Source organism: Polaromonas sp. P4_F9 (genome assembly GCF_056401235.1).
On record NZ_JBFUJT010000013.1, the window covers coordinates 71,022 to 85,242 of the forward strand.

General features: G+C 64.7%; 13 protein-coding genes. 6 read left to right on the top strand and 7 right to left on the bottom strand.

The window, feature by feature from the left end:
* The first annotated feature begins 384 nt into the window (after positions 1 to 384).
* Together clsB and AC1DUB_RS13270 are read left to right on the top strand one after the other, a co-directional pair.
* Complete coding sequence (gene clsB / locus AC1DUB_RS13265) at positions 385 to 1,701, top strand: cardiolipin synthase ClsB (protein ID WP_477729881.1); 1,317 nt, start codon at positions 385 to 387, stop codon at positions 1,699 to 1,701.
* A gap of 7 nt (positions 1,702 to 1,708) precedes the next feature.
* Entirely contained in the window at positions 1,709 to 2,725 is a 1,017-nt protein-coding gene (locus AC1DUB_RS13270; RefSeq protein WP_477729882.1) for a lysylphosphatidylglycerol synthase domain-containing protein, read from the top strand.
* Positions 2,726 to 2,991: 266 nt separating this feature from the next.
* Here the strand turns inward: AC1DUB_RS13270 and AC1DUB_RS13275 are convergent, their stop codons facing one another.
* The 3 genes from AC1DUB_RS13275 to AC1DUB_RS13285 all read right to left on the bottom strand — a co-directional run bounded on the left by AC1DUB_RS13275 (position 2,992) and on the right by AC1DUB_RS13285 (position 6,277).
* A complete protein-coding gene (locus AC1DUB_RS13275; RefSeq protein ID WP_477729883.1) occupies positions 2,992 to 3,534 on the bottom strand; it encodes a hypothetical protein in 543 nt (180 codons plus the stop codon).
* A 389-nt stretch (positions 3,535 to 3,923) separates the two neighbouring features.
* The gene (locus tag AC1DUB_RS13280) at positions 3,924 to 4,322 is read right to left on the bottom strand and encodes a hypothetical protein (RefSeq protein ID WP_477729884.1); all 399 of its coding nucleotides are present in this window, start codon (positions 4,320 to 4,322) and stop codon (positions 3,924 to 3,926) included.
* A gap of 788 nt (positions 4,323 to 5,110) precedes the next feature.
* The gene (locus AC1DUB_RS13285; protein ID WP_477729885.1) at positions 5,111 to 6,277 is read right to left on the bottom strand and encodes a metallophosphoesterase; all 1,167 of its coding nucleotides are present in this window, start codon (positions 6,275 to 6,277) and stop codon (positions 5,111 to 5,113) included.
* 395 nt (positions 6,278 to 6,672) lie between these two features.
* Between AC1DUB_RS13285 and minC the strand changes: the two genes are divergently transcribed.
* The 4 genes from minC (at position 6,673) to AC1DUB_RS13305 (ending at position 10,527) form a co-directional block, all read left to right on the top strand.
* Entirely contained in the window at positions 6,673 to 7,470 is a 798-nt protein-coding gene (gene minC, locus AC1DUB_RS13290) for a septum site-determining protein MinC (protein ID WP_477729886.1), read from the top strand.
* A gap of 117 nt (positions 7,471 to 7,587) precedes the next feature.
* Positions 7,588 to 8,406, top strand: coding sequence for a septum site-determining protein MinD (minD, locus tag AC1DUB_RS13295; RefSeq protein ID WP_477716722.1), 819 nt, complete (start codon positions 7,588 to 7,590; stop codon positions 8,404 to 8,406).
* 4 nt (positions 8,407 to 8,410) lie between these two features.
* The gene (gene minE, locus AC1DUB_RS13300; RefSeq protein WP_477716721.1) at positions 8,411 to 8,671 is read left to right on the top strand and encodes a cell division topological specificity factor MinE; all 261 of its coding nucleotides are present in this window, start codon (positions 8,411 to 8,413) and stop codon (positions 8,669 to 8,671) included.
* 155 nt (positions 8,672 to 8,826) lie between these two features.
* Positions 8,827 to 10,527: an ABC1 kinase family protein gene (locus AC1DUB_RS13305; protein ID WP_477729887.1), complete on the top strand. Its 1,701-nt coding sequence runs from the start codon at positions 8,827 to 8,829 to the stop codon at positions 10,525 to 10,527.
* 171 nt (positions 10,528 to 10,698) lie between these two features.
* Here the strand turns inward: AC1DUB_RS13305 and AC1DUB_RS13310 are convergent, their stop codons facing one another.
* The 4 genes from AC1DUB_RS13310 to AC1DUB_RS13325 all read right to left on the bottom strand — a co-directional run bounded on the left by AC1DUB_RS13310 (position 10,699) and on the right by AC1DUB_RS13325 (position 14,218).
* Entirely contained in the window at positions 10,699 to 11,241 is a 543-nt protein-coding gene (locus AC1DUB_RS13310; protein ID WP_477729888.1) for a hypothetical protein, read from the bottom strand.
* A 502-nt stretch (positions 11,242 to 11,743) separates the two neighbouring features.
* Entirely contained in the window at positions 11,744 to 12,964 is a 1,221-nt protein-coding gene (locus AC1DUB_RS13315) for a Fic family protein (protein WP_477729889.1), read from the bottom strand.
* A gap of 261 nt (positions 12,965 to 13,225) precedes the next feature.
* Positions 13,226 to 13,423: a hypothetical protein gene (locus AC1DUB_RS13320; protein WP_477729890.1), complete on the bottom strand. Its 198-nt coding sequence runs from the start codon at positions 13,421 to 13,423 to the stop codon at positions 13,226 to 13,228.
* Between the two features lie 183 nt (positions 13,424 to 13,606).
* Positions 13,607 to 14,218: a 3'-5' exonuclease gene (locus AC1DUB_RS13325; RefSeq protein WP_477729891.1), complete on the bottom strand. Its 612-nt coding sequence runs from the start codon at positions 14,216 to 14,218 to the stop codon at positions 13,607 to 13,609.
* Positions 14,219 to 14,221: the final 3 nt, after the last annotated feature.

Below are 14,221 nucleotides of genomic sequence, written 5' to 3' on the forward strand. Positions count from 1 at the left end.
TGCGCTGCCCCCCGAGGGGGCGCTGCGCCTGCGGCCCGGCAAAGCCGGTTCCGCGGCCCCTGCTGGAATAGTCTTGGATCCCACGCTTGTCGCTTCGTGTGCCTTCGGCGTTGCGCTGCCCCTTTCACAAGGAAACGGGGCTGAACTTGCTCGGGGCGGCCCTTCGCTGCGTTCGCTTGAGGCCCTCACGCTTGTCACTCCGTGTACTGCGCGAGGCCTTGCAGGCCGCGGCTCGCGAGACGCTTCGCCTCTGTCGCCTGTCCAAAGCTGCTCAAGCAGCTTTGGAGCCGCAGGCTCCAGCCCCTCGGGGGCGCTGCGCCTGCGGCCCGGCAAAGCCGGTTCCGCGGCCCCTGCTGGAATAGTCTTGGCACCCGCGGGAGGCTTATGAGCCCCTGGATCAGCGGCAACCAGTTCCGCCTGCTTGAAAACGGCGAAGAGTATTTCCCGCGCGTCTTTGCCTGCATTGCCGCCGCCGAGCGCGAGGTCGTGCTGGAAACCTTCATCCTGTTTGACGACAAGGTCGGCCGGGCGCTGCATGCCGCCCTGCTGCAGGCGGCCACGCGCGGCGTGCAGATTGACATCACCGTTGACGGCTATGGCTCACCCGACCTGTCGCACGAATTCATTTCTGCACTGACCGAGGCGGGTGTCCGGGTTCATGTGTTCGACCCCGGCCCCAGGCTCTGGGGCTGGCGTACCAATCTGTTTCGCCGCATGCACCGCAAGATCGTGGTGGTCGATGGCCAGCGGGCCTTTGTGGGCGGCCTCAATTACTCGGCCGATCACCTGGCCGATTTCGGCCCCGCGGCCAAACAGGACTATGCGGTCGAAATTGAAGGCCCCATCGTCACCTTCATTCACGCCTTTGTGCATCGGGCACTGGCGGCCGGCCAGCGCAATGCGCAGGACAGCCTGGCCGGCCTGCTGCGTGAGCGCCTGTCCAGCCGCGCCCATTCGCTGGCCCGAAGCTGGGGGCTCGCCCCGCCAGGCCAGGCCGCGGCCGCTCCCGCCGGTGAAGGGGCGGCCATCTTCGTGACACGCGACAACCGCGAACACACCAACGACATCGAGCGCCACTACCGCATTGCCATCCGCGTGGCCCGCCAGCGCATCGTGATTGCCAATGCCTACTTCTTCCCCGGCTACCGCCTGCTCAAGGAGATGCGCAAGGCAGCACGGCGCGGCGTCGACGTGCGGCTCATCCTGCAGGGCGCGCCCGACATGCCCTTCGTCAAAACCGCCGCCAGCATGCTCTACCACCACCTGCTGGAAGCCGGCGTGCGCATTTACGAGTATTGCGAGCGGCCGCTGCACGGCAAGGTCGCCGTGGCCGACGATGAATGGGCCACCGTGGGCTCCAGCAACCTTGACCCGCTGAGCCTCTCGCTGAACCTAGAGGCCAACGTGATCATCCGCGACCGCGCCTTCAACCAGCACCTGAGCGCACGGCTGGACCACCTGATGGAACACAGCTGCAAGCAGATCGGCCCCGGGGACCTGGAGGAGTCGAGCGGCTGGCGCACCGTGCGCAGCTTTTTCCTGTTCCACCTGCTGCGCCGTTACCCGGCCTGGGCAGGCTGGCTGCCCGCGCATGCGCCGCGCATCACGCCAGCCCTCGCACCCGCCGACCCCAAGGCCAATACCAGCACCGGCACCGCACAGGCAGACGCCGTCAGCCAGGCGGACCCAACCCCCCCGTGAGCCGTGAATGACCAACAGCCGCGGCACAGTCCGCCCCGCCGTCCCGGCCGCGCAGCGCAAGGGCCGGCATAAATTCACCAGCAAAGCCTGGTGGCCGTGGTTCAAGCGCGGCGCCAGCGTGGTGTTTTTTGTGCTGGTAGCCGGCCTGCTGATATCCCAGGCCCGCCATATCAAGTGGGACCAGGTGCTCACCTCGCTGCAGCGCTATCCGCTCAGCGCCGCCTGGGGCGCCGTGCTGCTCGCCCTGACGAGCTACACGCTCTACAGCACATTCGACCTGCTCGGGCGGCATTACACCGACCACAACTTGCGCGCCCGTACCGTGATGGCGATCACTTTCATCAGCTATGCCTTCAACCTCAACCTCGGCTCGCTGGTGGGCGGCGTCGCCTTCCGCTTCCGGCTGTATTCACGCCTGGGCCTGCCCACCGGCATCATCACGCGCATCATGTCGATAAGCATGCTCACCAACTGGATGGGCTATCTGCTGCTGAGCGGCCTGGTGTTCAGCCTGCGCCCCCCCGCCGTGCCCGCCGACTGGGGCATAAGCACGGACCACCTGCGTCTGATCGGTTTCGGTTTGCTGGCCGGCGCCGCAGCCTACCTCGGCGTTTGCGCTTTTTCCCGCCCGCGCGTGCTGTGGGTGCGCGGCCACGGGATTGACCTGCCCTCAGTCAGGCTGGCCACGCTGCAACTGCTCATGGGCGCCACCAACTGGCTGGTGATGTCGGGCATTATTTTCATCCTGCTGCAGCACCGCATCGATTTTTCCGCCGTGGTCAGCGTGTTGCTGCTGGCCGCCATCGCCGGCGTGATCACGCACATACCGGGCAACTTGGGGGTGCTGGAGGCGGTCTTCGTGGCCCTGCTGTCGCACCAGATGGCCCAACATGAATTGCTGGCGGCACTGGTGGCGTACCGGCTTATTTACTACCTGATACCGCTGGGCATCGCGGCGGTGGCCTATCTCCTGATCGAAACCCGGGCCAAAAAGGCCGGCAGCCGCGCCAAAGAAGCCACTTAGCACTGCTTCATACCGCGCTCATGCCGCTCACTCCTGGCGTGGCTCAGGCTGACAGGCGCCCCAAAAAACATCTTCCGCCTTTTTAGAAGCTGTTAGGCGTCGTTATGCATCTTTAAAGACAGAAAAAATCCAATGCCGGTGTCTTTCGGGCCACCGGTGATCCTGACTCTCGATTTCCTCTTCGGCCCCCACGCATCGCCCGCGGTTCCGGGACAAGGAAATCGGGCGGCCCATCGAGGTGACTGCCAGCGCGATGGCTCAGGGGCCTACGAATGAATGTGTTCTCCACCGCTTTCTTGCCAACGTTGCTGGATTTGCAAGGCATCTGCATCGGAGTGCGCTTTCACACCAAGCAGAATGCCGCCTGCACGGAGTCCGACTTCGTACTGCTCGACGCGCGAGTCCGGAATGCCCCAATTCTTGAGTATTCCCATGAGGCCGATCGCTACACCAGTCGCTGCGGAAGCTATCAGTGCTATGGCGAAGGGCCCGGCAACTATCCCGAAGCCAGGAATCAGTAACACGCCCACAGCTGCAATTACCGGCGCAAGCGTGCCCACCGTCCCACCCACCGGACCACCCCACGTGTTGTTCGCTGGGTTGTTGATATCTGCTACAGCGGCCTTCTCTTCCAGATCAGTCGTATCTGGATAATCTGTGGTCGGGTTGTGGGCGGGAAAGTATCGTTGGCGAACTTCGTCGGACATGACCACATTGACATCGCTCTTGTCGTAGCCCAGGTCGACAACGGACTGAAAAGCGAGCTCCGCGCTGTCCTTGTCCTTGAACAAGCCAGTGACCATGGTCATCGCATTCTCCTTGTCGCAGTCAGAGTAGGGAGCAACCTTGCTGTTGGAGGATAGTAAGTTCAAACGCCCCTTTTTGGTGTCGGTCGCACGCAGCCAACCCTGTGGCCTCGGTGCGGAGCCGCCCGAACAGCGACGTCGGTGGCGAACCAGTCGAGAAATTCGTTCCAGCTTTGCGGGTAGTCCTTCCCAGCTTGTGGCGCTAATCTGGTATCCATCCAGCTATTCTGAACCTACTGGAGCTAAGCGGATACCCCGTGTATCAATACAGTAATTCTGCGGCAAAACCTCGCCATCCAGGCCAATTGACCTTTTCACGAGCCCCGCCGCAGTGGCCGTGCCACACGCAACATCGGCGGCGCATTTCATTTTTAAAAACCCGCGTTGCCCCGTTACGGCAACCTCGGTGCCGGCGCGCTCGCCCCCGGCGCGGGCAGCGACGCGGTCCCGGATGCGGGCATCACCGTGTCGCGGCCATCCTGGTAGCCCGGCGGCCGCGCCGGACGCACCGACGAGTCGCGCGGGTCAGGCGGCGCGACAGCATCCGCGTCAGGTGGCATGTTGCGCCGGGCCGGATTGCGGTTCAGCGGATTTTTCAATGGCACGGTCTGATCGGCGGTGGGAGGCCGAGGCTTGCCGGTTTGCAGATCGGGATCTGCCGGCCTGGCAGTCTCGGGCGCGGACATGGGAGTCGGCGGTGCTGACGTGGTCTGGGCCAGCGCCAAAGACCCGGCAAGGCCTCCGAGGGCAAGCATGATGGCGGTGGTGGTCAGGACATGATGGGGTTGCATGATCAATCTCCTGCGTTGCAAGTCACTTTACGCCGCCTCTGGGCGGTGCGCCAGTGATGGCCTTCATGGTCTCGTAATGTCAGGGTGGTGGCGGGATGTGCGGTGGCGGGAGTTTGCTTTTTGGTGATAGTGCTGAGGGGCTTTTGAGGCTTGCTGGCCGGGTCTCGCCCCGGCGGGCGACTTACTTTCTCTTGCGTCGCCAAGAGAAAAGTAAGCAAAGAGAAGGCGACCCGAAGTCTGGGTCCCTTCGCTGCGCTACGGGCAACCTGTGCTGCTCGACTCCGGCGGGGGGGTCCGCAGAACTCGCTACGTTGCACTTCGCTCAAACAACTGCGGCCCTGATCCCGCCTCCATCTGCGCTGCGCGGCCCAGCCACACGGGTGGGGCGCGGATGCCACTACCGAATGCAAGAAATACCAAGACAAACCAGGACACACCATGGCATGTTCTGGTGGATTTCGGGTTCCGGTATTTGGGCTGTTCCTCTCAAACCCCCTTCTGTCTGCGCCGAGGAGCACAGGGCCAGGCGGATCAGGGATCGCGATTGTCTGAGCCGCAGGCGAGTTGAGCGAGACCCCGCCTGGACCGAGCACCGCAGGCTGCCCGCAGCGCAGCGAAGGGACGCAGACAGCAGGGTCGCCTTTTCTTTGGTGACGTTCTTTTGGCGAAGCAAAAGAAAGTTACTTGCCGCCGGGCAACCCCCGGCCAGCCGCCCTCAGAAAAGCCAACAAGCTATCAATTAAATAGCAATCTACACCCAAAGAATTCCCGCAAAACCAGAACTAAAGCTAAACCGCCACCAACCGCAACCACGTAATCTCCGAAGGCGCCCCAAACCGCTTGGGCGGCCCCCAGTAACCCGTCCCCCGGCTGGTATAGACCCACAGGTTGTGCAGCTTGTGCAGTCCCGCCGTGAATGGCTGCTGAAACCGCACAAACAGGTTCCACGGATAAAACTGCCCGCCATGCGTATGCCCCGACAGCTGCAGATCGAAGCCGGCCTTGGCCGCCGCCTCGGCGCTGCGTGGCTGGTGCGCCAGCAACACGCGCACGGCGGCCGGTGGTGCACCCCGCAGCGCCGCCTCGGGATCGCTGCGGTGTGCCGGGTCAAAGTGGGCCGCGCTGTAGTCGGTCACACCCGCCAGCACCAGCGCCCCGCTGGCCTCGCCGGTCTCGCTCGAAGAGCCGGGTTGGCGGATCACCACATGTTCGTTCAGCAGCACGGTCAGGCCCAGGCGCCGCAGTTCATCAATCCACGGCTGCGCACCCGAGTAGTACTCGTGGTTGCCCGTCACAAAATACGTGCCGTGGCGCGACTGCAGCTGGGCCAGCGGTGCGACGTGCGCCGCCAGCTCGCTCACCTTGCCGTCCACCAGGTCGCCCGTGATGGCCACCACGTCAACGCCCAGCGCATTGACCTTGTCCACGATGCGGTTCAGATAGCGCTGCTTGATGGTCGGGCCCACATGGATGTCGCTGATCTGCGCCACGGTAAAGCCGTGCCACGCGGCGGGCAGGCCCTTGATGGGCACATCCACCCGCACCACCGCCGCGGTGCGCCGGGCATTCAGAAAACCCAGCAGCGTGACGACCAGGCCCAGCAGCGGCACGGCTTCGGCAGACAGCGTGCGCAGCTCGGCCAGCGGCAGCAAGCCGGGCACCAGCAGGTTGCCCAGCCAGAGCACCAGCAGGGCCGCATCGCGCAGCAGCGTCAGCACAAATAGCGACGAAAACAGCCCCATGCAGAGCAGGCCCAGCCAGCTCAGCACATCAGCCAGTGGCGGTTTGGCCACCCGCCGGGCCATCAGGCCCAGGGGCATCAGCAGCGCCGACAGCAACAACACGCCCATCATCAGGAACTGCGCCACGGGAAAGGCCGACAGCCCCGGCACCAGGCGGATGCCGATATAGCCATGAAGCAGGGCGGCTACGGCAGCCAGCGGCAAGAAGTTCATAAATGTTGTTCGGTGAGGTAAGTGATTGCGGCGTGATTGCGGAGTAACGGCGGGGTGCGTGCGGGTTGTAACTGATGATGATGTCTTGGTGATGTCCTGATGAGGTCCAGCCGATGGCTACAATCACCAATTCTTTTTATATGGGCTCCGCCGGCCTGCATTCAATGCCTGGACCATGCCTGCAGCCTCCCGCCAACGGCCGCCGGGCGTTTCATCCGCTCACAAGTGCGACAAACCGTGCGGGTGGATTTCACGGGTTTCACGCTAACCTCACCACTTTCCTGTCGTCGGTGTCGCTTTCCGCCCTCACCCCTCGCCTTGTTCGCGGCTGCGCCCCGGTCCTGCCTGCTCACTGCCGTCCCTATGCACTATCTTCCCCGTCCCATCACCAGCCCATGACTGTTGCCCTCCAGGCCACCGCCCCCGCCACGTTTGAAATCAAAAGCGCCAACCTGCCCCTGGTAGCGCTCTTGCTCAAAACCACAGACCTCGGCGCGCTGTCCCGCGATCTGGCATCGCGGTTCGGCGACATTCCGGATTTCTTTGACCAGGACGCCCTGCTGATCGACCTGTCGCCGCTGGCGACAACAGCCCACGCCGGCAGCGGCGACGTCGACTTTCCCGCACTCATCACGCTGCTGGGCGATTACCAGTTGGTGCCGATTGCCGTCAAGGGTGGCACCCCCGCACAGACCGCCGCAGCGCTGCAGGCCGGCCTGCTGCCGGTGCCCGACGCGCAGCTGATGGGTAGCCGGACCGCCACGGCGCCTGCGCCAGCCGCATCCGCACCTCAACACCCCGCCTCGCCCGCACAAGCGCAAGCACCCGCGCCAGCGCCGCTCGGCGCACTGGTGATCGACAGGCCGCTGCGTTCGGGCCAGCAGGTCTATGCGCGCGGCCGCGACCTGGTGGTGCTGGCCATGGTCAATGCCGGCGCTGAAGTCATTGCCGACGGCCACATCCATGTGTATGCACCGCTGCGCGGCAAGGCCATGGCCGGCGCGCGCGGCAACACCGACGCCCGCATCTTCTCGCTGGCGCTGGAAGCCGAGCTGCTGTCGATTGCCGGGGTCTACCGCACCAGCGAGCACCCGCTGCCGCCCGGCGTGGCGGGCCAGCCCACGCAGGTGCGGCTGGTGCCCGGCCCGGACGGCGAAGGCGACAAACTGGTCATGACCGTCATGGGTGCCTGAATGGCGCCGCCTCGCTCGTGCCCGTCACGCCCCGCGGATAACATGGCCTGGCATAACGCGGCCTGGCATTAGCCGCTGCGGCCCGCATCTCTACCGTTTTCAAAAGGATATTCAAGAATGGCAAAAATCATTGTGGTCACCTCCGGCAAGGGCGGCGTGGGCAAAACCACCACCAGCGCCAGCTTTGCAACCGCCCTGGCCCTGCGCGGCCACAAAACCGCGGTGATCGACTTCGACGTCGGCCTGCGCAACCTGGACCTCATCATGGGCTGCGAGCGCCGCGTGGTGTACGACCTCATCAACGTCATCCACGGCGAAGCCACGCTCAACCAGGCGCTCATCAAGGACAAGCAGTGCCACAACCTCTATGTGCTGGCCGCCTCGCAAACCCGCGACAAGGACGCGCTGACCAAGGACGGCGTGGAAAAAGTCCTGAAGGACCTGGCCACCATGGACTTTGAATACATCGTCTGCGACTCGCCCGCCGGCATTGAAACCGGCGCGCTGCTGGCCATGCACTTTGCCGACGAGGCGCTGGTCGTGACCAACCCCGAGGTGTCCTCGGTGCGCGACTCCGACCGCATCCTTGGCATGCTCTCCAGCAAGACCAAGCGCGCCATTGACGGCGGCGACCCGATCAAGGAGCACCTGCTCATCACCCGCTACAACCCCAGCCGTGTCGACCAGGGGCAGATGCTCTCGCTGGAAGACATCAAGGACATCCTGCGCATCAAGCTCATCGGCGTGATTCCCGAGTCCGACTCCGTGCTGCAGGCCTCCAACCAGGGCGTGCCAGCCGTGCACATCCACGGCAGCGATGTGTCGGAGGCCTACAAGGACGTGGTCGACCGCTTCCTGGGCGACAAGGACAAGCCGCTGCGCTTCATCGACGCGCAAAAGCCCGGCCTGTTGAAACGCTGGTTTGGAGGAAAGTGACGCGATGGCTTCATTCCTGTCCTTTCTGCTCGGCGAAAAGAAACAAACCGCCAGYGTCGCCAAGGAGCGGCTGCAGATCATCCTCGCGCACGAGCGCACCGGCCGCAGCCACAAGCCCGACTACCTGCCGGCGCTGCAGCGCGACCTGATCGCCGTGATCGCCAAATACATCCACATCAACCCCAACGACATCAAGCTCCACCTGGAACGGCAGGACAACCTCGATGTGCTCGAAGTGAAGATCGAACTGCCGGACAAAAAGTAGGCACGAAAAAAATAGGCACGGCAGGCACGGTAGACGCGAACGGCCCCTGACGCCTGAGTCACCGGCTGGCGCCGGCGCCCAAAGCCCAAAGTCCGGCCCCAAGCCGTTTGCGCCGTATCAAGGGCCAAACCGGGCCGCGGCGCTATCATCGGCCCATGCTGCTCGAAACCTTGGGCGCGGCGCGCGAAATCGGTCGCATCAACGAGATTGCCGGTGTGCTCATTCGCCACGGCCTGGGCGACACCGTGCGCCGCCTCGGGCTGGCCGACCGGCTCGAACGTGCCGGCCACATCGTCAAGTGGGAGCACGCCGCCGACCTCGCCCGCCTCGAGCCGCCGGTGCAGGTGCGCCTGGCGCTGCAGGAGCTGGGCCCCACCTTCGTCAAGCTCGGGCAGATCCTGGCCGGCCGTGCCGACCTGCTCGGCCCCGAATGGATTGCCGAACTCCAGCGCCTGCACAGCCAGGTGCCCGCCGTGCCGCTCGACGACCTGCGCCCGCAGCTGCGGGAAGACCTGGGCGACGAGCCCGAAAACATCTTTGCCCGCTTTGACGTGGAGCCGCTGGCGGCAGCCTCCATTGCCCAGGTGCACCGCGCGCAACTTCACGACGGCAGCGAAGTCGTCGTCAAGATTCGCCGCCCCGGCATACGCGAGGTGATCGAGGCCGACCTGCGGCTGATGGACCGGCTGGCCGCCATCGCCGAGGCCGACATGGCCTCCCTCAAGCCCTACCACCCGCGCCAGCTGGTGCGGGAGTTCGCGCGTTCACTGCGACGCGAGCTGGACCTGGCCGCCGAGTGCCACAACGCCGAACGCGTGGCCGACAACTTCGCGCTACTACCGCATGTGGTGATTCCGCGCGTGCACTGGGCCTACACCAGCGAGCGCATCAATACCCAGGACTTCGTCGACGGCATCCCCGGCGAGCGGCTCGACCTGCTGCCTACGGATGCCGGCTTCGACCGCACCGTTCTGGCGCAGCGCGGCGCCCGGGCCGTGCTCAAAATGATCGTGGAAGACGGGTTCTTCCATGCCGACCCGCACCCCGGCAATGTGTTCTACCTGCCGGGCAACCGCCTGGCATTCATCGACTTCGGCATGGTCGGGAGCCTGTCGCCGCAGCGGCGCGAGGAGCTGCTGCAGCTGCTGCTGGGCCTGGTGACGCGCGATGCGCAGGCCGTGGCGGCCGTGCTGCTGGACTGGGCCGGCGACGACCACGGCCAGAACCTCTCGCAGCTTGAAACCGAAATCGAGGCCTTTGTCGACCAGTACCATGGCACGCCGCTGGCACAACTCAACCTCGGCGGCATGCTGGCCAGCGTCACCACGATACTGCGTGAGCACCGCCTCACCCTGCCCCCGGACCTGGCCCTGCTGATCAAGGCCTTTATCTCGCTGGATGGCATGGGCCGCGGCCTGGACCCCGGCTTTCACATGGCGACCGAAGCACTGCCCCTGCTGCACGAGGTGGCGCGTGCGCGCTACCAGCCCAGGGCCATCGCCGAGCGCGGCTGGAAGGCACTGCTGCGCACCCTGAGGCTGGCCGAGCAGCTGCCGCACGACCTGTCGCGCCTGATGCGTAATGCGCGCCGTGGTCACCTCCGGGTGAGCATTGACGTGGCCCATCTCAAGCGCGTCGGCGACCAGCTGGACCGCGCGGCCAACCGCCTGGCCATGGCCATGGTGATCGCCGCGCTCATCATCGGCTCATCCATCGTGATGACCGTGCGGGGCGGCCCCACCCTGTTCGGCTTGCCGATTTTTGGCTTTCTGGGGTTTTGCGGCGCGGTGGCCTGCGCCCTGTGGCTGGTGCGCGCCATCTGGCGCAGCAGCCGGCCGCAGGACGACGACGTCTGAGCCAGCAGCCGGCGGGGCCGGCGCTGCGGCGGCTGCGGCCGCTGGAGACAGGCGCATGACAAGCGCATAAAAAACACCCGCCTTTTGGGGGCGGGTGTTCCTGGGGTGCAAGGGTTGTTGGGCGCAGCATTGGCCGCGCTTCACATCAACCCGGTTTAACTCTTTAATGGTTTAACGGCTAACAGCCCCGCCGGCAACGCCCCCGCTGGCATTCACGCCAACGCCCGCCGCCGCATCCACACTGCCTGCGCCTTGCGCGCCGCTGGTCACACCGCGGGTTATGCCCTGGCCCGTTTTCCTCGCGGTACTGCCCGTGGCTCGGGCGGTGCCTTTGGCATCGTCAAGCACCGCGCCTGCGCGGCTGGTGCTGCCCGAGGCATTCACCGCACCGCCCGCCCGGACGTCAGCGTCCGCCGTGGCTGCCGCGCGCTCTTCAGCGGTGACGTTGCGGTTGGCGCCCGCCTGCGCGGCGGTATCAAGCCCCAAGCCCTTATTGGCGGTTCCGCCGCCAACCGTGACACCCGTGTTGGCACCACCGCCGGCACCCACCCCCACGGTGCCTACACTCACACCGCCCCCAGCGCCTGCGCCCACGCCGACGGAGGGGCCCGCGGCCACGATGAGGCCGCCCTGGCCGGCCAATGCGCCATCAAGGCCCGGCGCGCCAGCATATGAGGCCGCGCCCCACGCCATGGCGGTGGTCAAAATCACCATGGACGGAATGGCCCGCAGCATCCGCGGACGAGCGGCGCGGGAAGGGCGGGAAGGGCGAGTAGAGGGAGTAGAAGAAAGTTGGGCAGGGAAATTTTGAAATCGAGTCATTGAAGCTCCTGTAAATTGAAGAAGCATTCATCTTCCCCGGTGGAATTGTTCTTGAGGTGTCGGCTTCGTTGACTTTGTAAGTCGATGCGCAATCGCCGTTTCATGGTGGATACAGAGTAAGTGAGCACTCATTAATCAGACGATCTTCATCATGTGAAACAGCTCTGCCGCCCGGATGTATCGCATGTCAGCAAGCGAAACACCCGCAAGCCCGCTTTTGCGGCCGCAACGCCTGCAAATACTTCACCAGTCGCCAGCACGGGCGACTGCCAGACAATGGCTGCAGGCTCTTATTCCATTTCTAATTCAATGCGAGAGTAGGCGTACCGCCGCAGACAGTGCTGTAGCACGGCAAGGCGGGGCAACGACCTATCGCTTTGAAGTAGAAACGGAATTACTGCCCTGAATCACCGCCCGCCTCGGCCTCGGGCCACAAGCTGGGAAAGTAAAAGCGCAGTGCATGCTGCGGCACACCAAAGCGCAGCTTGCCGTGGGGCGAGTCCGTGGCCAACAGGCCGCGCTTGAGCAGTGCCGTCACCTGCGCCGTGGCAAGGCGCTCCCCCAGCCCCAGCAAAGCCTTGAACTCGCTGCGCTCCAGTTCGGCCTGCGTCAGTAGCAGGTAGTGCAATGCCCGCAGCGACTCGCTGCGCACACCGCGCTTGACCACGTTTTCCTCGAAGGCCAGGCAGGCGGCAATGCGATCCTTCATGCCGGCCATGTCGAGCAAGCCGGCCATGAAGCGCACCTGGTCAATGCACAGGCCCAGCACATAGCGCATCCAGGCAATCAGCGCGCGCTCCGACAGGTTGCCACGCCCATCCAGGTCACCGGCCCGCGGCTCATCGGCGGCGGCCAGATGCCGGTAGTAAGCCTCGTGGCTGCGGGCAAAGCCGCGCAGCGGCGACCACAAGCCATTGGTCAGGCCCAGCGCGCCCAGCGCGAGGTGTGTGTGGAGCCGCGCAACGCGGCCATTGCCGTCGCGGAACGGGTGGATCCACGCCAGCCGGTGGTGCGAAGCGGCAACGGCCAGAACCTGCAGCTCACCCCGCCGCACACCGCCGTAAAAACCGCCCCAGCGCTCCAGCATGGCGCTGATGGCCGCGTGGGCCGGCGCCGCATGCACGCCCACGCTGACCTCACGGTCGCGCAAAGCGCCAGGCACCAGCACATCGCCCTCGGGCAGCACACGGTCGACATCCGGCAGGCGGGCAAACAGGTCCTGGTGAATGTCGCGCACCATTTGCGCAGACCATACCTGCTGGCTGGACCAGCCTTTCCAGCCGGTTTCAATGGCACGCTCGGTTTCCATGTGGGCCAGCGCCAGCCGCTGGCGCCGCGCCTTGTCCCCGTCCTGCGAATAGTCGTTGCGCAGCGCGCGCTCAATCTCAAAAGGCAGCGTGTGCTGCCCCTCGATTTTGTTGCTGTAATAGGAATTCATCGCCCGCAGCAGCTGGCGGAGATCGGCCGGTGCGCCTGCCCCCGCCAGACTGCGCGCTTCGCGCTGCAGATCATGGGCCTGCTCCAGCAGCGGCTCAAGAAGATGCTCACCCGGCAGCAAGGGCTCCATCTGCGCGGGGTGATCATAAAGAGCGAATTTTTGCGACTTTACAGGCATTCGCAAGTCTATGCTTTATATAGACTTTTTACAATTCCTGCGTTTATTTTTGCGGATTTGGATGCAACTTCGCCGAGCCACGCCAAGTTCAAATCGAGGTCCGGCAAAAGCGGACGCTTTTGCATAGCGCCAACCCAGCCGCCCTCAACCCAGAGCTTGCAGCAACAGACGAGGTTGCGTCAGAGCACTCAGGGCGCCCATGACACTGCAGCGAGGCCATTCCGGCTCCTGGACAAGCCTGCCGCGCCTCCACAAGGCAGCTTAATGCCCGGTATTGCCCCGGCGCGACTGTGTCTGATTCCCGCTGCCGATGTGCGCCTCCCGGTCCGCCCGGCTTTCCGAGGTGCGCTGGGCCTCATTCTTCTGGGTGAGGGGCTGCTCACCTACCTTGTTGTGGTCGTTCACCACCTTGCCAGTGTGCTCAACCTTTTCGTCGCGCGGGTTCTGTTTATAGGCCATGGTGGGTTCTCCAATAGAAATAGAGGTTGAAGACAGGCGCATGCGCAAAAAACGCACTCACGCCACGAGTCGACCCCATTGTGGAAAGGCCCGATCCGCCCCAATGTCGGACAGCGCCGCGAGTGAATATGCGACAAGGGGCAGGGGAAAACAAATAAGTCTGCCCGCGCCCTACGCCGCGACTCACGCGTCGGTGTATTGCGCCATCAGCGCCCGCACCGCCGGCTTGGCGCAGCGCTGCAGGGCCATCAGCAGGGCATGGTCGGGGCGGGCCACGCCGTGGCGGCTACGCAGATCATGCTGAATCTGGCCCAGCAGCGACGCCGCCATTTCCGCATCGGCCAGTGCCCGGTGGGCGCGGCCCGCTTTGGGCAAGCGGTGGTAATCAACCAGCACGCCCAGTTTATGGCTAGGCGCCTGGGGGTAGAGCCGTCTGGCCACCAGCATGGTGCAGGCAAACGGCTGGCTCGCCCTCTCCCCTGCACGGCTCAGCTCGGCCTCCCAGAACTTGCGGTCAAACGAAGCGTTGTGCGCCACCAGGGGCGCGCTGCCCACAAAGCGGTTGGCGTCGGCCATGACGGTCGCGGCATCGGGCGCGGAGGCCACCATCGCATTGGTGATGCCCGTCAGGCCGGTGATGAAAGCCGGAATCCGCACGCCCGCGTTCATCAGGCTTTGAAAGCGGTCCACCACCCGGCCGCCCTCCACCAGCACGATGGCCACCTCGGTGGCGCGGTCACCCATGGCAGGCGACAGGCCCGTGGTTTCAAAGTCAATGACGGCGATGGGTTGCACAGC